Annotated in this window: 16 protein-coding genes; 11 read left to right on the top strand and 5 right to left on the bottom strand. The window is 68.9% G+C overall.

Annotated features, from left to right (window positions below; all coding sequences use genetic code 11):
• Positions 1-20 precede the first annotated feature (20 nt).
• Complete coding sequence (locus E5679_RS04180; RefSeq protein ID WP_420821036.1) at positions 21-2537, bottom strand: DNA gyrase/topoisomerase IV subunit A; 2517 nt, start codon at positions 2535-2537, stop codon at positions 21-23.
• A 51-nt stretch (positions 2538-2588) separates the two neighbouring features.
• On the opposite strand from E5679_RS04180, the gene E5679_RS04175 reads away from it, so the two are divergent.
• Genes E5679_RS04175 through E5679_RS04160 form a run of 4 tightly spaced genes read left to right on the top strand, consistent with a single transcriptional unit; the run spans position 2589 to position 7870 of the window.
• Positions 2589-5309, top strand: a complete 2721-nt coding sequence (locus E5679_RS04175) for a bifunctional acetate--CoA ligase family protein/GNAT family N-acetyltransferase (protein ID WP_138413807.1) — start codon at positions 2589-2591, stop codon at positions 5307-5309.
• Positions 5249-6007 (top strand): DUF5998 family protein, encoded by a 759-nt coding sequence (locus E5679_RS04170; protein ID WP_420821042.1) that lies wholly within the window; start codon positions 5249-5251, stop codon positions 6005-6007. The genes E5679_RS04175 and E5679_RS04170 overlap by 61 nt, the downstream gene beginning before the upstream one ends.
• A complete protein-coding gene (locus E5679_RS04165; RefSeq protein ID WP_249335943.1) occupies positions 6004-7221 on the top strand; it encodes an alkaline phosphatase family protein in 1218 nt (405 codons plus the stop codon). The genes E5679_RS04170 and E5679_RS04165 overlap by 4 nt, the downstream gene beginning before the upstream one ends.
• The gene (locus E5679_RS04160) at positions 7214-7870 is read left to right on the top strand and encodes a thymidine kinase (RefSeq protein WP_138413806.1); all 657 of its coding nucleotides are present in this window, start codon (positions 7214-7216) and stop codon (positions 7868-7870) included. Before E5679_RS04165 ends, E5679_RS04160 begins: the two co-directional genes overlap by 8 nt.
• A gap of 2 nt (positions 7871-7872) precedes the next feature.
• Here the strand turns inward: E5679_RS04160 and sepH are convergent, their stop codons facing one another.
• Entirely contained in the window at positions 7873-9198 is a 1326-nt protein-coding gene (sepH, locus tag E5679_RS04155) for a septation protein SepH (protein ID WP_249335942.1), read from the bottom strand.
• Between the two features lie 233 nt (positions 9199-9431).
• On the opposite strand from sepH, the gene E5679_RS04150 reads away from it, so the two are divergent.
• Positions 9432-9731 (top strand): DUF4193 domain-containing protein, encoded by a 300-nt coding sequence (locus E5679_RS04150; RefSeq protein ID WP_043122976.1) that lies wholly within the window; start codon positions 9432-9434, stop codon positions 9729-9731.
• 25 nt (positions 9732-9756) lie between these two features.
• On the opposite strand, the gene E5679_RS04145 is transcribed toward E5679_RS04150, so the two are convergent.
• Positions 9757-10239 carry a DUF3093 domain-containing protein gene (locus E5679_RS04145; RefSeq protein ID WP_138413805.1) on the bottom strand — a complete coding sequence of 161 codons (483 nt, stop codon included), beginning with the start codon at positions 10237-10239 and terminating at the stop codon, positions 9757-9759.
• A gap of 24 nt (positions 10240-10263) precedes the next feature.
• Here E5679_RS04145 and dut point away from each other — a divergent pair, with 24 nt between their 5' ends.
• The 4 genes from dut to E5679_RS04125 all read left to right on the top strand — a co-directional run bounded on the left by dut (position 10264) and on the right by E5679_RS04125 (position 12574).
• Positions 10264-10800: a dUTP diphosphatase gene (gene dut, locus E5679_RS04140; protein WP_138413804.1), complete on the top strand. Its 537-nt coding sequence runs from the start codon at positions 10264-10266 to the stop codon at positions 10798-10800.
• A 63-nt stretch (positions 10801-10863) separates the two neighbouring features.
• Positions 10864-11574, top strand: a complete 711-nt coding sequence (locus tag E5679_RS04135; RefSeq protein ID WP_138413803.1) for a DUF3710 domain-containing protein — start codon at positions 10864-10866, stop codon at positions 11572-11574.
• Positions 11567-11878: a single stranded DNA-binding domain-containing protein gene (locus E5679_RS04130; protein ID WP_249335941.1), complete on the top strand. Its 312-nt coding sequence runs from the start codon at positions 11567-11569 to the stop codon at positions 11876-11878. The genes E5679_RS04135 and E5679_RS04130 overlap by 8 nt, the downstream gene beginning before the upstream one ends.
• Complete coding sequence (locus tag E5679_RS04125) at positions 11879-12574, top strand: DUF3159 domain-containing protein (RefSeq protein ID WP_138413802.1); 696 nt, start codon at positions 11879-11881, stop codon at positions 12572-12574. It begins immediately after the preceding gene.
• Between the two features lie 27 nt (positions 12575-12601).
• Here the strand turns inward: E5679_RS04125 and E5679_RS04120 are convergent, their stop codons facing one another.
• A complete protein-coding gene (locus E5679_RS04120) occupies positions 12602-13321 on the bottom strand; it encodes a potassium channel family protein (protein ID WP_138413801.1) in 720 nt (239 codons plus the stop codon).
• Positions 13318-13992 (bottom strand): potassium channel family protein, encoded by a 675-nt coding sequence (locus tag E5679_RS04115; protein ID WP_138413800.1) that lies wholly within the window; start codon positions 13990-13992, stop codon positions 13318-13320. The genes E5679_RS04120 and E5679_RS04115 overlap by 4 nt, the downstream gene beginning before the upstream one ends.
• Before the next feature lie 78 nt (positions 13993-14070).
• Here E5679_RS04115 and E5679_RS04110 point away from each other — a divergent pair, with 78 nt between their 5' ends.
• On the top strand, positions 14071-16044 hold the full coding sequence (locus tag E5679_RS04110; protein ID WP_249335940.1) for an APC family permease: 1974 nt from the start codon (positions 14071-14073) through the stop codon (positions 16042-16044).
• On the top strand, positions 16041-17372 hold the full coding sequence (locus tag E5679_RS04105) for a class I SAM-dependent RNA methyltransferase (RefSeq protein WP_138413799.1): 1332 nt from the start codon (positions 16041-16043) through the stop codon (positions 17370-17372). The genes E5679_RS04110 and E5679_RS04105 overlap by 4 nt, the downstream gene beginning before the upstream one ends.
• Positions 17373-17429 lie beyond the last annotated feature (57 nt).

Raw genomic sequence — 17429 nt, 5'->3', positions numbered from 1 at the left:
GTCGGTCCGAGCGTCGCCCGTCAGCCGAAGCTCGGACCGACCTCTTCCACTGCCTGCGACAGGGGGACGCCTGAGCCGTCGCGGCGGCCCGGCTCGTTCGGCAGCGACCGAGCCACGCCCGCGCTCGAGGAGGCCTTGGCGGGGCCATGGCCCGCCCAGGCCACCAAGAGGACGTCTTCGCCCTTGAGATAGCGGTGGGCGCGGACGCCGCCTGTGGCGCGTCCCTTCGCGGGGTACTCCGCGAAGGGCGTCAGCTTGGCTGTTCCCGGCGCCGTGCCCGGCAGCGCATTGCGGCTTCCCGCGATCGTGACCACGACGGCGGCCTCGTCCCCGGACTTGACGACGCCGAAGTGGAGGGCCCGGTCACCGTCCCCGAGCTTGATCCCGGCCATCCCGCCGGCCAGCCGCCCTTGCGGGCGCACTGTCGAGGCCGGGTAGTGGAGCAGCTGTGCCTGCTCTGAGATGAACACGAGCGAATCGTCGTCGGATGCCGCAGCGGCGCCAATCACGCGGTCACCCGGCTTGAGGGTGATGGCCTCCCAATCCTCCCGGTTGAGCGGGTAGTCGGGGCTCACCCGCTTGACGACTCCCTGCTCGGTCCCGAGGGCCACGATCGTGTCCAGCGGAACGAGGGCCACGATCGTCTCGCCCTTCTCGAGCGTGACGAAGTCCTTCGCCGGCACGCCGCCTGCGAGATTCGGAAGGCCCGCGGCGGGAGCGAGGGCGGGCAGATCGACGGCCTGGAGCCTGATCATGCGCCCGGCCGACGTCACGGCTCCAAGCTCGCCTCGCGCGGTCGTGGGCACGACCGATCGGAAGACGTCGTGGCGCGTTCGCGGTCCGTCCTCGACGAGCGGATCGGCGTTCGCCGTGCGAGCCATGATGCCCGACGCGGAGAGGATAGCCCAGCACGGGTCGTCTGCGATTTCGAGGGCAAGCGCCGGCGCCTTGGCAGAGGCCTTCTTCCCATTGTCCGTCGCGGCCGCGAGGGCCTTGGCAGCCGCCGGCGCCTGCTGCTCCGATTCGAGCAGGAGGGTTCGGCGTGGGGTGCCGTACTTGGTGGCGACGTCGCCGAGTTCGCGGGACACGAGCTCGCGAAGCAGCCGGTCGGAGCCCAGAATCGCCTCGAGCTCGGCAATCTCGCGGCGCAGCTCGTCCTGTTCCTTCTCGAGTTCGATCCGCGAGTACTTGGTGAGCTGACGCAGCCGCAGCTCCAGGATGTAGTTGGCCTGGATCTCGCTCAGGTCGTAGACCGCCATGAGCCGTTGGCGGGCGGCCGCGGCCTCATCCGACGTGCGGATGATCTGGATGACCTCGTCGATGTCCATGATCGCAACGAGGAGTCCCTCGACGAGGTGGAGCCTGTCCTTGCGCTTGCCGAGACGGAAGGCCGTCCTGCGGCGCACCACGGAGAGCCGGTGGTTGGCGTAGACACGCAGGAGATCGAGGAGGCCGAGAGTCTGCGGCTGACCGTCCACGAGCGCGACGTTGTTGATGCCGAACGAGTCCTCGAGCGGGGTGTAGCGGTAGAGCTGCTCGAGGACCGCGTGGGGGTTGAAGCCGTTCTTGAGCTCGATGACGAGCCGCAGGCCGTGGTTGCGGTCCGTGAGGTCGATGACGTCGCTGATGCCCTGCAGCTTCTTCGAGCCGACCGCGTCCTTGATCTTCTCGATCACCTTCTCGGGCCCCACCATGTAGGGGAGTTCGGTGACCACAAGGCCCGTGCGGCGCGCTGAGAGCTGTTCGACGGCGACTGTTGCCCGGGTGCGGAAGGAACCGCGGCCCGTGCGGTAGGCGTCGCGGATGCCATCGAGTCCTACGATCCGGCCACCTGAGGGGAGGTCCGGGCCAGGGACCAGCTCCATGACGTCCTCCAGCGTCGCCTCGGGGTTCGCGATGACGAGCTGCGCTGCTGCGACGACCTCGACGAGGTTGTGGGGCGCCATGTTGGTGGCCATGCCGACCGCGATGCCCGAGGCGCCGTTCACCAGGAGGTTCGGGAACGCCGCCGGCAGAACCTCGGGCTGCATGATCTGGTTGTCGTAGTTCGGGACGAAGTCGACGACGTCCTCGTCGAGATCATCCGTGAGGGCCAGTGCCGCAGCGGCCATCCGGGCCTCGGTGTAGCGGGGCGCCGCCGGGCCGTCGTCGAGCGAGCCGAAATTCCCGTGACCGTCGATGAGGGGCAGGCGCAGCGCGAAGTCCTGGGCCATGCGCACCATGGCGTCGTAGATGGCGGCGTCGCCGTGCGGGTGGAGCTTGCCCATGACCTCGCCCACCACGCGCGCGCTCTTGACGTGGCCGCGATCGGGCCGCAGCCCCATGTCGCTCATCATGTAGAGGATGCGTCGCTGGACCGGCTTGAGACCGTCCCTGGCGTCGGGAAGCGCGCGCGAGTAGATCACCGAGTACGCGTACTCGAGGAAGGACGTCTCCATCTCCGAGGCGACGTCGATATCCGTGATGTTCTCGGCCAGGGTCTCGCCGAGGGGAAGGAGATCGGAGGACTTCCCGGACGGGCTGGAGCGACGTGCCAACGCTTGCTGAGTCCTTACGTGGGGGGAATGGGCCTGAACTACCCTAAGCCTATGGTGGATCCCGGCACGGCCAGCGCATATCCCCAGCACTGGGAGGCCGATGTCGTCCTCCGTGACGGCGGAACCGCCCACCTCAGGCCCATCCGGCCGTCGGATGCGGCCGCGCTGCAGGCGTTTCACGTGGGCCAGTCCGAGAACTCGATCTATCTGCGCTTCTTCAGCTACAAGGCGAAGCTCACCGACGCCGAGCTCAAGCGCTTCACGGAGGTCGACTACTCCAGCAGAGTCGCCTTCGTCATCACGATCGGGGACGAGATCATCGGCGTCGGCCGCTATGACCGCCTGACGGACCCTGCCGAGGCCGAGGTGGCCTTCAACATCTCCGACCGCCATCAGGGCCGCGGGATCGGCTCGATCCTGCTCGAACACCTCGCGGCGGCAGCACGGGAGCGCGGGATCCGGCGCTTCACCGCCGAGGTCCTTCCAGAGAACCGCAAGATGCTCGCAGTCTTCGCGGAGGCCGGCTACGCCCTCGACCGGCGCTTCGACGACGGGGTCGTGAGCGTGGAGTTCGAAATCGATCCGACGGAGAAGTCGCGCGCCGTCATGGAGTCGCGGGAGCACCGCGCCGAGGCCCGATCGGTGCAAGGGCTCCTCGCGCCCCGCTCGGTGGCGGTTATCGGGGCGAGCCGCCGATGGGGTTCGATCGGCCACCAGCTGCTCGCCCACGTGGTTGAAGGCGGCTTCGAGGGCCGAGTCTGCGCCGTGAATCAGGAGGCCCTCGAGCTGGGAGGCATGCTCACATACTCGAGCGTGGGCGAGATTCCGGACCCGATCGACCTCGCCATCGTCGCCGTCCCGTATGACGACGTCGCGGGTGTCGTGGCGGAGTGCGCTGCCGCGGGGGTCAAGGGCGTGGTGGTGGCCTCATCGGGCTTCGCGGAGGACGGCGAACGGGGCCTCGCCCGCCAGCGCGAGCTCGTGCGGCACGCACGGGCGCATGGCATGCGCCTGGTGGGCCCGGGCTCGCTCGGCATCGCCAACACTGACCCCGACGTCCGGCTCAATGCCTCGATGGCGCCGTCGATGCCGCGGCAGGGGAGCCTCGGGCTCTTCAGCCAGTCGTCAGCGATCGGCATCGCACTCTACGCCGCCGCCCACCGTCGGCACCTCGGCTTCTCGTCCCTCGTCTCCGCAGGCAACCGAGCGGACGTCTCGGGCAACGACCTCATGCAGTACTGGGAGGACGACGTGGCCACCAGCGCAGTTGCCCTCTACCTCGAATCGTTCGGCAACCCCCGCAAGTTCTCCAGGATCGCCCGCCGCCTCGCCCGCAGCAAACCCGTGATCGTCGCCAAAAGCGACATCCTCGGGGTTCGGCTCCCTCCCGGGCACGCCGTCCGGACGTCGCAAGCCCCCCCCGAGGCCCTCGACGCCATGCTCCGGCAGGCCGGGGTCATCCGTGTCTCGACGCTCGAGGAGCTCGTCGACGTCGCCCAGATTGTCTCCGGCCCCCTCCCTCAGGGCTCACGGGTCGCCGTCATGTCGAACGCCCTCTCGCTCGCCCGCGTTGTGGCCGACGGAGCGGAGGGCCAGGGGCTAACCGTCACCGAGACGATGCCCGACCTCGATCTGTCCGGCCCCTCCATCGCGCTGCCGGCGTTGCGCTCACGCCTGCTCGACCTCATCGATTCGGGTGTCGCGGACGCCGTCGTCGTGGCGCTCGTGCCCACGGCGGGCGTGCGACCAGAGGCCATCGCCGAGGTGCTTGCGGACTGCTCGGCGCAGCGCTCGGCACCCGTTGTGGCGGCATTCACCGGGATTCTCGTGCACCCGGAGCGTGCGGAGGGCATGATCCCCGATCGCGGAAGCGAGGGCTTCGCCCTCCCTCCGGTGGCCGCCTTCACGAGTGCGGGCGCGGCGGTGGCCGCGCTGGCCGCCGTCGCGCGCTATGGCGACTGGCTTGCGCGGGAGGCGAGCGAGCCGTTCGAGGCGGAGTACGACGACGACGCCGCGGACGCGCTCATCGATGCGGCGCTCGCCGGGCTCGCCGGAGCCGAGCTCAAGCGGCTCGGCGCAGCGCAGTCCGCCGAACTGCTTGGGCACTACGGGATCCCGGTGCTCCCTGCCCGACCGGTCGCCACCGCGGATGAGGCCGTCGCAGCGGCGCGCGACCTCGGATGGCCCGTGGCCCTCAAATCGACGTCGGCGAGCCTGCGCCACCGGCTCGACCTCGGCACGGTCCGGCTGGACATCAGGGACGAGGCGTCCCTCCGAACGGCTGTCGAGGTCATGGAGCAGTCGCTCAAGGGGTACGGCGAGCTCGCCGTGGGTCCCGGCGGCCTGCCGAGGCTCGAGGTTCAGCGCATGGCCCCCTTGGGCCAGGCGTGCGTGGTGCGGGCGATCGAGGATCCCCTTCTCGGTCCCGTCATCTCGTTCGGGCTCGCGGGCGACGCGGTGGCCTTGCTCGACGACTGGGCCCACCGCGCTCCACCGCTTACCCTCCAGGACGTGGCCGACTTGGTGCGGACCCCGCGCGCGGCCGAAAAGCTCTTCGGCTACGAAGGGCTCCCACCCCTCGACGTCGATGCCCTCGAGAACCTCGTGGGCCGGGTCTCGCTTCTCAAGGACCGCCACCCCGAAGTGTCCGTGCTCGAGCTCAAGCCCGTCGTCGTGAGCGAGAAGGGCCTCACGGTCCTGCAGGCCGACGTCTGGCTCGGCAACGCGGCGCATCGCACCGACAGCGCCCGCAGGGCGATGTCCGAGCAATAGGCGCCCGACACGTCTGGGAGAATGGATCTATGAGCCACACGCCCCTGAGCGCCGACCTCGAGCGCACCGGCTTCTACCCACGGCTTGTCGCCGATGTCGTCGACGACGCCCTCGACGGGTCCGCTCCACTGGCGCACCTCGTCCATCTGGAGACCCATTTCGAACGCGCCGAGGTGCGCCGCCACATCACGGTCCTGGCACTCACCGACGAGCTGCTCGTCATCACGCACGTCGACGAAGCCCCGCTCGACGGCGATCCTCAGCGCACGACCGCCCAGGTCTCGACGGAGTCCGTGCCGCTCGCCCAGATCGCAACAGTCGTCCTCAGCTACGTCTTCACCGAACCGGCCGGCTACACCCCTGGCGATCCGGTCCGCGAGGTCACGCTCTCGATCGCCTGGTCCGGAGGCCAGCGAATCGACGTCCTGCCCGCCTCGTGCGGCGACCCGAACTGCGAAGCGGACCACGGCTACACGGGGACCATCGCGCAGGAGGACATTGTGCTGCGGATCAGCTCGGACGCCGACGGCCCCGAGGCCGTGACTCGGGCCAAGCATTTCGCGCGCCGCCTCCGCGCGGCGAACGCCGCAAGCCCGCTCCGCACTCAGAGCGTGTCCGAGCGCACCGCCTCTCCGACGCGGCCTCGCCTCGCCGGCTTCGGCGGTCGCCCCTCGCGTGGTCACGGGAGCCGCGAGTGACGGGATCGCCCGTCTCGGCCGAAACCGAGTCCCTTCCGGCTGCTCCCGCCTACGGGCGTCGCAGCATCGCCGAGGTCCTGCCCAGCTGCGCGGCCGCCTTGGGTGGGTCGGGTTTCGAGAACGTCCTGGGCCTTCCGCCGTCGCCCCGCGTCTGCGTAGTCATGGTCGACGGGCTGGGCCGGACGCTTCTGAGCCAGCGCACCGCCCACACCCCGTTCCTGCGGGAGAAGCTCCAGACCGGCCAAGGGAACATCCCGACCACCCTCGATGCCGCTTTCCCCACCACGACCGCGGCCTCGCTCGCGAGCTTCGGCACAGGCCTGCCCCCCGGGCAGCACGGGATGGTCGGATATGACGTCCTGGCCCCGCATCTGGGGAGGGTGGTCAATCAGCTGGGCGGTTGGGATCCGGACGTCGACCCCCGGCGCTGGCAGCCGTTCCCCACCGTCTTCGAGCGGATCGCCGAGGCCATCCCGGTCGCAACCGTCAGCCTGCCGCAGTTCGAGGGCTCTGCCATGACCCGGGCCGCCTTGGGCGGCGGGAGCTTCGTCGGCGCGGAGACTCTTCACGCGCGGACGACGGCGGCTGCCGAGGCGCTCGCCGCGACGCCCCGCATGCTCCTCTACTTCTACCTCAACGAGCTCGACAAGGCGGGGCACCTCTCCGGGTGTGACTCCGCCGCATGGGAAGAAGCCCTCGAGGAAGTGGACGCGTGCATTCGTCGCCTCGACAGCCAGCTCCCGGCGAACACGCTGATCGTGGTGACCGGCGACCACGGCATGGTCGATGTCCCCGAGCACCGTCGCGTGGACTTCGGCGCCGACGCAGAGCTGGTCGACGGCGTTCGGCACACGGCGGGGGAGCCGCGCATGGTCCACCTCCATGTCGAAGACCCGGCGGACGAGGCGGGCGTTCAGCGCCTCATGGAGACGTGGCGGGACCATTTCGGGACCCAGGCCTGGGTCATGACCAAAGCCCAAGCCGTCGGACGCGGACTCTTCGGAGAGGTGCGTCCGGAAGTCCTCGAACGGATCGGGGACGTGCTCATCGCCGTTCACGGCGACCTCGCCCTCTACGACGGTCGGCGCGTCCGACCCACGGCCTTCTCGATGGTGGGCCAGCACGGATCGCTCACCAAGGCCGAACGGCAGGTGCCCCTCTTGGTCTTCCGCGCCACCGGCCGTACACAGTCCAAACGGCGGCGGCGTGGCTGAGCTGGTCTTCTTCACGGGGACGATGGACAGTGGGAAGTCCACGCTCGCGCTCCAGATGGACTACAACCATCGGGCAGGTGGGAGGCACGGAGTCCTCTTCACCAAGGACGACCGTGCCGGGGAAGCCCTGATCACCAGTCGCCTCGGCCTCAGGGTCGAAGCAACCGAGGTCACGACGGAGACCAGCTTCTGGGACGAGGTCGTCCGGCTCAGGACGACAGGGCACGAGGTCGACTATCTCGTGTGCGACGAGGCGCAGTTCTACCTCCCGGCGCAGATCGACGAACTCGCCCGCGTTGTGGACGAACTCGGCGCTGACGTCTACGCCTTCGGGATCCTCACCGACTTCCGCACGGAGCTGTTCCCGGGGTCTCAGCGGCTCGTCGAGCTTGCCGACAGGATCCAGCTCCTGCAGGTTGAGACCCTCTGCTGGTGCGGGCGACGGGCCACGCACAATGCCCGCACGCTGGATGGCCGGATGGTCGTCGAAGGCGCCCAGGTCCTCGTCGCCGATGTCCGCACCGAACGCCTCCCGGCGCCCGAGATCGGGTATGAGACGCTCTGCCGTCGCCACTATCGGGAGAGGCGCACCGCAGCCCTTGCGAACATCCTCCACGAGGAGGACCAGCTGCTGCCGTTCGAGGAGTGAGGCTACTCGCTCTTCGTGCCGAAGACGATCTCGTCCCAGCTCGGAATCGACGATCGCTTGGGCCGCGACGAACGCCGCGTGGGCTCGGGGGCACCGAGTGAGGGTCGCTCTTGCTCAGCCTTGGATCCGTCCGCCACATCTGGCTGCACTGCCTCCGAAGGCGCCTCGTCGGGGGCGGTAGGCGGGGTCGGCTTCTCGGCATCCTCGCGTGGCGTGACCCCGGACCGATCCTCAGTCGGGGCAGCCGGCTGCGGCGTCGGCCGCGGGACGATAGTAATCTCCCGCGTCGCAGACCCCAGCCCCGGCGCAAGCCGCAGGTGACTGTCCTCGCGGCCCGGGCCGTCGTCATTCAGTGTGGGGTCCGGAAACCTCGAAGACGCCGCGTCGCGCACCGGCTCGAGCCGCCTCTGCCGCTGCGGCTCCGAGTCCCGCTCCTCGCCCTGCCGTTGGCGTTCGGCCGGCGTCTCGGCCGGGCGCGGATGGGCAGCAGGAATCCCTTGGGTCAGGAGCAGCGCAAGCGCGTCGTCCCCGTTCTCGTCCACACCCAGGCGCTGGCCTCGGCGCGCCCGGAGCATGTCGAGGAGTTCGGACTCCGCGTCGCGAGGCTCGGGAAGGGGCTCAGGGGCCGCCTCGACGTCGAACGGCCTGTCCACCACGGAGAGCCGGCGTGGGGAGATGGGGCCGTCGAGCGGTTCGAGCTCGCTGAGCTGCTGGGCCCAGCGGTTGGCGTTCGTCACGCCGCGCCTCACCGGGTTGAAGGTCCACATGGCCGGCGGCTCCTCGCCGATCGACGCCGGAGCGCCCTCCGGGAGCGTGAACCGCGCGACCACGGTCCACATGCCGTCTCGGCGCCGCCACGAGTCCCATTCGACGGTCGACGGATCGATCCCGTGGACGGCGAGACGGTGGGAGACCATGTCTCCGAGGCGGGCAGGGCCTGTCCCGAATTCGGCGGCGAAGGCGGAATGGGTGGGCGGCGGCGGCCCGATCTCGGCGGCCTGGGCCAGCCGGGCGATGTGCTCTCGTTCCGCGAGGACGGGTGATTCGTAGCGGCGGACGCGGTCCAAGGGGATGCCGGAGGATTCGGCGATGCTCTCGGCAGTCGCGCCGGCCCGGATCTCTGCCTGGATCTGGCGTGGCGACATCGTGGCGCCGTCGCTGAGCATGGGGCGTTGGGGAGCCGGACGGGCGACTGCGCGGCGCAGGGCTTCGTCGAGGCGAAGGCGGAAGAGCTCGCCCGAGTTGGCGCTCAGCAGAAGATGCTGCCCGTCGTCGTGCACGCCGACGAGGCGAAGGTCCTGCAGATTGTCCTGCGGTTGCTCCCGCATTGAAGCCTCCAGCTTTGCCTAGTCCTCCGAGAACTGTGCCATCCTCGAGCCCGGATTTCCGGGCAATCCCTCGGTGTGCCGCGACTTCTGGCGTCCCGAGTGGCAATTCCGCGCCCGATCGGGAACAATCTCCCCGTCACTGGGCACAAAATGGGGGCCGAGTGCGTTAGAGAGTGGACCACGTGGAGTGTCCACGTGACTGATGTGACTAACCGGAGCGTGAACGAATAACTATGGCGACCGATTACGATGCGCCGCGCAAGAATGAAGAAGAGCTCAACGAGGATTCCATCGAGGAGCTGAAGACGCGGCGCACGGACAAGCAGTCCGCCTCGGTGGACGAGGATGAGGCTGAGGCCGCGGACAGCTATGAGCTGCCCGGCGCTGACCTCTCCGGCGAGGAGCTGCTCGTACGCGTCCTGCCTGCTCAGGCAGACGAATTCACGTGTGCGTCCTGCTTCCTCGTGCGCCACCGGTCGCAGATTGCCCGTGAGAAGAACGGGCTCTACTACTGCAAGGAGTGCGAGGGCTGATCGGGGACTGCTGATGCAGTCCCGTTCAGCGCCCTTCGGCCAGCGCGGCAACCAGCTGCGCTGGCCGTCGTGTTGAAACGAGCCAGTACGGCGTCGGATCGTCCGGGTCGTCGAGCTCGATCCGAACCACGGGGGAGATCCAGCCGCGCAGGCAGAGATAGGCGCGCCCGTCCAAGCGTGTCCCGCGTTCGGCGGTGGCCTCGTCACCGGTGAACGGCTCGGCGGAGGCGATGAATTCGCGCGGCAGCACCGCGCGGCCGGCGCGCAGTTCCCGCGGGGTGACGACGACGGCGGGCGTGGTGGCGATCAAGGCTCCGACCAGGACGAGGAAGACGATGATCGCACCGATGATGCCGGCCGCGATGCTGATGGGGGCGAGCACAAGGATGCACGCACCGGAGATGCCGACCACGACGATCCAGACCCACACGGCCGGCCACAGCTTCTCGTTGTAGACGGCGGCCGTGGTGTCACGGGGCAGCGGACCGGTGGAGGGCGATTCAGGCATGGCTCCAGCTTATAGAGTGGTGGGGTGACCTCAGACGCCACAACCTCCTCATCAGACGCCGCAGCGCTAGAAGCCGCAGCGGAAGCTCCAGGGCTCGCCCTCGCCTGGCAGCCCAGCCTCGACGTCGAAGTGGTGATGCTCGATGACGGCCTCCCGCCGCCGTCGTACGCCCACCCCGGCGACGCGGGCGCCGATCTCTGCTCGCGGATCGATGTCACGCTGGAGCCCGGCGAGCGGCGGCTCGTACCAACCGGAGTGAGCATCGCCCTCCCGTTCGGATTCGTGGCCCTCATCCACCCCCGGTCCGGCCTCGCCACGCGACACGGACTCACGGTGGTCAATGCGCCCGGCACCGTGGACGCGGGCTACCGCGGCGAGATTGCGGTGACCCTGCTGAACACGGACCGGCACGAGGCACTTACGCTTCGCCGCGGCGATAGAATTGCCCAGATGGTGATCCAGCGCGTCGAGTACGCGCGCTTCGTCCCCGTCGCCTCGCTTTCCGAGTCGGCGCGGGGGACCGGCGGCTTCGGCTCCACCGGGGGATTCGGGGCGCACTAGCGCCTGCACGGCCGGGGACCGCTGAGCGCACGCCCCGGACGGCTGACTGAAGGAGTTGTTGACGTGCTGTTCGGACGTGGCAAGAACGCCAAGCTGACGGCTGAGGATCCCTCGGTGCTCGGCACGCCCGAGCGAGTCCAGGAGCCGGACAAGAGCGGCTACGGGAGGTCGTCCACCGGGCCCTTCGACGCGAGCGAGAAGGACACGACGGTCGGCTACGTCGACCTGGGGGCACTGCTCATCCGGCCCGTGGAGGGCCTGCAGATCCGGCTCGAAGTCGAAGAGGCAACGCGCCGCGTGGTGGCGGTCACCATGGACCTCAACGGCTCAAGCCTCCAAGTTCAAGCCTTCGCCGCTCCCCGGACCGAAGGGCTCTGGGGGGAGATCCGCGCCCAGATCGCCCAGTCTGTGGCGAGCCAGGGCGGCACGGTAGAAGAGGTGGAGGGCAGCTTCGGTCCCGAGCTGATCGCCAAGCTCCCGACTTCCACGGCGGATGGGCGCCGCGGCTACAGGGTGGCGCACTTCATGGGCGTGGACGGACCTCGGTGGTTCCTCCGCGGTGTCATGTCGGGCAACGCCGTGACCGATCCAGCCGCAGCCGAGGAGCTCAAGGAGCTCTTCCGCTCCGTCGTCGTTGACCGCGGAGAGGCTCCGCTGCCTCCGAGCGAGCTGCTGCCGCTGCGTCTGCCGGTCGATCAGGCCCAGCCCGAGCAGGGGGCCGACCCCGGACTCGCGGCCCCCGAGCGAGGGCCGGAGATCACACATCTTGGCTGATCGGGGCACATCGCTCGACTTCTCCCGGATCCCCGACCGCGGCGTGGTCCAGGGCGAAGGAGTCATCCGGTCGGTGACGTTTGTGCCGCCAAGCCAGCCACCGAGCTTCAGCGCGATGATCGAGTCCCCGGACGCTGAACGCCCCGGCCGGGGGCCGGCTATCCGCCTGTTCTGGCTCGGTCGCAGGCGGATCCGCGGCATCGAAGCGGGGACTCCCCTCCGCTTCTCGGGAATGCTCTCGACACCCCACGGTGAGCCGACCATCTACAACCCACGGTACGAGATCCTGGCCAAGGAGGACTGAATGGGCACCGAGGGACAGCCCCGCGAAGAGCCGACCGCCGCCGAGCTGGCGGCGGCCTACGCTGCGAAGGCAGGGGTCCACCGGCACGACGACGGCCGAATCGACGTCCTCAAGAGCGCCGGCGGCGTCAGGGGAGTCCTCGAGAGCGTGGTTCCGGGCGTTGTCTTCCTCGTCGCCTTCACGGTCCTGCGGGACCTCGTGCTCTCGACCGTCTTCTCCCTCGTGGTCGCGGCGGTCTTCGTTGTCGCGCGCCTTGTGACGCGGACTCCGTTGACTCAAGCGTTCGCAGGCGTTGTCGGAATCGCGGTCTCGGCCGCCCTCGCGCTCTTCACAGGGAAGGCAGAGAACTTCTACGTCTCGGGGTTCCTCACGAACGCCGTGTACATCCTGGCTCTCGTCATCTCGATCGCAGTCCGATGGCCGCTCATGGGCGTCGTGTTCGGATTCCTCCGCAGCGAGGGTGTCCACTGGCGCCAGGACGCCCAGCGGTCTCGGCAGTATCGGATCGGCACATGGATCATGGTCGCCGTCCTCGCCCTGCGGCTCGTCGTCGAGGTTCCCCTCTACCTCATGGGCGATCCGGGGCTCGTGGCCCTCGGAACCATGCGGCTCATCCTGGGGGTGCCGCTCTATGCGCTCGGCCTCTGGCTCGCGTGGCTTGTCACGCGGCCAGCCGTCTCAGCCGCGGAACGCTAGGCCGCGCGGAGCGCTCGAGCCTTCGGATCACCCGTCGAACAGGTCGTCCTCGTTCTCATCTGTGGGCAGCTCCTCGGACTCCTGTCCATTGCCCGGGGCCAGCAGGTCTCGCAGCTCGTCCTCGGCGGGAAGGGTTGTGACGAAGAACAGCTCGTCGCGGTGCTCGATGACGTCGTCGATGCTCGGCGCGATCGGCGACTGGTCCCGCAAAATTGCCACGAGTGCGGCGTCGGCAGGCCACTCGACCTGCCCGACCGTCCGGCCGATCAGCTCCGAGTGCTGCGGGACGGTGAACTCGACGAGGGACGCGACGCCGGTCTGCAGGGTCAGAAGGCGCACGACGTCGCCGATCTCGACGGCCTCCTCGACGAGCGCGGTCATGAGGCGCGGCGTGTTGACGGCCACGTCGACACCCCACGAGCCGTCGAACATCCAGTCGTTCTTGGGATTGTTCACGCGGCCGACCGTGCGGCCCACCCCGAATTCGGTCTTGGCCAGGAGGGAGACGACCAGGTTCACCTTGTCGTCTCCCGTTGCGGATACCACGACGTCGGCCTCGTCGACACGGGCTTCCTTGAGCGTCGAAATCTCACACGCGTCTCCAACGAGCCACTTCGCGCCTCGGAGTCCGCTGCGGCCGATGACCTCGGGCTTGGGGTCGATGAGCAGCACATCGTGGCGGTGGGCGAGGAGTTCCCGCGCGATCGATGAGCCGACGCTGCCCGCGCCCGCGATGATGACCTTCACAGCCCCTCCTTCACCGGCGGCGCCGTCAGGATGCGGCTGACTTCCGAGGAGTCTTCGAGCCGCATCATGACGTGGACGGTGTCGCCTTCCTGATAGCTCGTGCTCGGGGCAGGGACAATTCCCTCTCCGAAACGCGTGAGATATGCCACTCTGACCGGAGCTGCCTTCTCGATCGACGTGATCGGCTCGCCGAGCCACCCGGCATCGAGGTCGACTTCCGTCAGCACGAGCCTGCCGGAAGCGTCGCGGAAGTCTCCCGCGATTCCGGCCTCGGGCAGGATCCGCCGCAGGACCTGGTCGGCGCTCCAGCGCACCGCAGCCACCGTGGGGATGCCGAGCCGCTGGTAGATCTCCGCACGGCCGGGGTCATAGATGCGGGCCACGACGTGCGGCACGTGGAACGTCTCGCGTGCTACGCGCGTGGCGAGGATATTGGAGTTGTCGCCGCTGGACACTGCGGCGAAGGCATAGGCCTCTTCGATCCCGGCCTGGCGCATGGTGTCACGGTCGAAGCCGATGCCCGTGACCTTCCGGCCGCCGAAAGTGCGCCGGAGACGACGGAAGGCGCGGTCGTCCTGGTCGATGATGGCCACCGAATGGCCCGAGTCCTCGAGTGTGTGGGCGAGGGTCACGCCGACGCGCCCGCATCCCATGATGACGTAATGAGCCACAGGTTCAATCTACCGAATCCACAGCCTCTCAGCTGCGCGCGACTATGACTTGCCGCGCCCAGCGCATACCGTGTCTTCGTGCTGCAGATATTCAACGCGGTGAAACGGGTGCTCGTGGGGCGGCCCTTCCGCAACGACAGGATGAGCCACACGCTCCTCCCGAAGCGGATCGCACTTCCCATTTTCGCCTCCGACGCGCTCTCTTCGGTGGCCTATGCGCCTGACGAGATCCTGCTGACCCTCGCCCTCGCCGGGGTGAGCGCCGTCGCCCTCTCGCCGTGGGTGGGCATTGCCGTGATGCTCGTCCTGCTCACCGTCGTAGCCTCCTACCGCCAGAACGTCCACGCCTACCCTTCGGGCGGCGGCGACTACGAGATCGCGACGACGAACCTCGGCCGGTTCGCCGGCCTCACCGTAGCATCGGCGCTCCTTGTCGACTACGTGCTCACCGTCGCCGTGTCGATGTCCTCCGCAGCGAACTACCTCACGACGGCTGTTCCGTCCCTCGAGGGCGACCAGGCGTCGATCGCCGTGGTCGGCGTCCTCATCCTGGCCCTCGTCAATCTGCGAGGCGTGAAGGAAGCGGGAACAGTGTTCGCCGCGCCGACCTACATCTTCATGGCCTCGATCATCGGCATGACGCTCATCGGCCTGTTCCAGTTCCTCACGGGGAGCCTCCGGCCTGCCGTGAGCGCTGGCTTCGAGATCGTCCCGTCGAGTGAATTCGATCAGGGGCTCGTGGGGCTCGCCGGGGCCTTCCTCCTGCTCCGCGCCTTCTCATCCGGCGCTGCCGCGCTCACGGGCGTCGAGGCAATCAGCAACGGCGTCCCCAATTTCCGGCCGCCGAAGAGCGCCAATGCGGCCAGGACGCTGCTGCTGCTCGGCGTCGTTGCGGCGAGCATGCTCGCCGGGATCCTCTTCCTCGCCAACGCGACCCACGTCCACATCGTCCAGGACCCCGCGGGCGAGCTCCGGGTGGGCGGCGCGCCGCTGCCGTCCGACTACGTCCAGACGCCGGCCATCGGGCAGATCGCCGATGCCGTGTTCGGCAACGGAAGCGTTGCGTTCTACATCGTGGTGGCCGCAACCGGCGTCATCCTGGTGTTCGCGTCGAATACCGCGTTCAACGGCTTCCCCATTCTCGCGTCCATCTTGGCCCAAGACGGGTTCCTTCCGCGTCAGCTGCGTACCCGCGGCGACCGCCTCGCCTTCAGCAACGGTGTGATCCTCCTCGCGGCCGGCGCGCTCGTGCTCATCGTCGCCTTCAACGCCGACGTGACCCGACTCATCCAGCTCTACATCGTCGGAGTGTTCGTCTCGTTCACTGCGAGCCAGTTCGGGATGATCCGCCACTGGACCAGGGAGCTCAAGCGCGTCAAGGACCGCAGTGTGCGCCAGAGGATGCAGCGGTCCCGGGTGGTCAACTCGATTGGCTTCGGCATGACGGCCACGGTCCTGGTGATCGTCCTCATCACGAAGTTCGAGCATGGCGCGTGGATCGCGCTGCTGGCGATGTTCGTCCTGTTCCTCATCATGTGGAGCATCCGGGCGCATTACGTCAGCGTGGCCCGCGAGCTCGCGGTCGGCGACGACGCCTCGGCCCGCGCGCTGCCGAGCCGCGTGCACGCCGTCCTCCTCGTCTCACACGTGCGCAAGCCCGTGCTCCGCGCCCTCGCGTACGCCCGAGCGTCACGGCCTTCCCGGCTCGACGCGGTGACGGTCGACATCAGCCCGGAGGAGACCGCCCAGACGATTGCGGACTGGGAGAAGCTCAATATTCCAGTTCCCCTGACCGTCCTGGCCAGCCCCTACCGTGAGACGGTCACGCCGCTGCTGGAGTACATCGACAGCATGCGGCGCGAGTCGCCGCGCGATCTCATCGTCGTCTACATCCCCGAGTACGTGGTGGGCAAATGGTGGGAGCAGCTGGTCCACAACCAGACGGCATTGCGCATCAAGGCGCGGCTGCACTTCGAACCGGGCGTGATGGTGGCGAGCGTGCCGTGGCAGCTCAAGTCTTCAGAGGCGTCGAGGAGGCTGCAGGAACTGTGAGCGACTCCCCGACCTTGCTCGAGCTCCGGCTCGGGCCCATCGCCCACGGGGGACACACCGTGGCGAGGCACGAAGGGCGCGTCGTCTTCGTCCGCCATGGCATTCCCGGAGAGCTCGTCCGTGTGCAGCTCACGGATGCGGAGGAGGGCAAGAAGTTCTGGCGGGCGGACGTCGTCGAGGTCCTCGAACCGGCGCCCTCTCGGCGTCCGCATGTCTGGGCCCCGGCGGACTCGCCCTCTGCCTATGCCGCCGGGACTCTTCCGGTGGGCGGGGCGGAGTTCGGGCACATCGAGCTCTCCGAGCAGCGCCGGCTCAAGGCCGCCGTGGTGCGTGAGCAGCTCTCGCGGCTTGCGCATGTGGAGCTCGACGTCGTCGTCGAGCCGGTGCCCGTCTACGGCGGGAGTTCTCCCGGCGACGGGCTGCACTGGCGGACGCGCTGCAGCTTTGCGGTCGACGGCGAGGGGCGGCTCGCGATGCATGCCCACCGCTCCGACACCGTGGTGCCGATCTGGGACATGCCACTCGCCGTCGAGGAGATCGAGGACCTCGGCCTGTGGGACGCGGACCTCTCCGGCGTCGAGCGGGTGGAGGTGGCCGCTCCGGCCGCCGGCGGTGCGCCCCTTGTCATCTTCACGCTGCAGGACGGCGTGGACTCTTCGCGTTTGGCCAGGCTCGTCGAGGCCGTGGATCCGCGCGCTTCGGTGAGTGCGGTGGGACCCGAGGGCGGAGCGCCCCTGACACTCCGAGGGCGCGGCTCGGTCACAGAGGAGGTCGAGGGCTTCCACTACACCGTGACGGGCGAGGGGTTCTGGCAGATCCACCGCCGTGCCGCTGAAACCCTCATGCGCGCGGCGCTTGAGGCGGTCGAGCCCGTGCTCTTGAAGGGCTCGGTGGCAGCCGACCTCTACGCTGGGGCCGGCCTGTTCACGGCTCCCCTGGCCGCGGCCGTCGGTCCCTCGGGCGCCGTGCTCTCGGTCGAGGGAGCCCCCGGCACCAGCCGCGACGCGCGGCGGACCTTCAAGCGGCAGCCGCAGGTCGACGTCGTCCAAGGGCGAGTCGAGCGGGTGCTGCGGCGTCATGCTGGGACTCGCTTCGACGCCGTCGTCCTCGACCCTCCCCGCGCCGGGGCGGGGCGCGAGGTCGTGCGCGGTCTTGTCGACCTCGCCCCGCGCGCCATCGCCTACGTGGCCTGCGATCCTGCCTCCTTCGCCCGCGATCTCGGCTGGTTCCGCGATGGCGGGTGGACGCTGGAGTGGCTGCGAGCGTTCGATCTGTACCCGCAGACGCACCACGTAGAGACTGTCGCGCTGCTGCGGCCCGGCAGCTGAGCCAGCTGCGGCCCTTTCCTAAGCGGCCGGTTCCTCCTCGCTCCGTCCGCACTAGGA

Source organism: Sinomonas gamaensis (assembly GCF_005876955.1).
Taxonomy (GTDB): Bacteria; Actinomycetota; Actinomycetes; order Actinomycetales; family Micrococcaceae; genus Sinomonas; species Sinomonas gamaensis.
Note: the sequence above shows the minus strand (reverse complement) of the source record. Positions and strands in the feature narration are given on the sequence as shown.

What these genes read in the sequence shown, in the direction of transcription:
- sepH (WP_249335942.1), bottom strand. Translation starts at nt 9,198, where the DNA reads ATGCGGGAGCAACCGCAGGACAATCTGCAGGACCTTCGCCTCGTCGGC.
- E5679_RS04150 (WP_043122976.1), top strand. Translation starts at nt 9,432, where the DNA reads ATGGCGACCGATTACGATGCGCCGCGCAAGAATGAAGAAGAGCTCAAC.
- E5679_RS04145 (WP_138413805.1), bottom strand. Translation starts at nt 10,239, where the DNA reads ATGCCTGAATCGCCCTCCACCGGTCCGCTGCCCCGTGACACCACGGCC.
- E5679_RS04175 (WP_138413807.1), top strand. Translation starts at nt 2,589, where the DNA reads ATGGTGGATCCCGGCACGGCCAGCGCATATCCCCAGCACTGGGAGGCC.
- E5679_RS04125 (WP_138413802.1), top strand. Translation starts at nt 11,879, where the DNA reads ATGGGCACCGAGGGACAGCCCCGCGAAGAGCCGACCGCCGCCGAGCTG.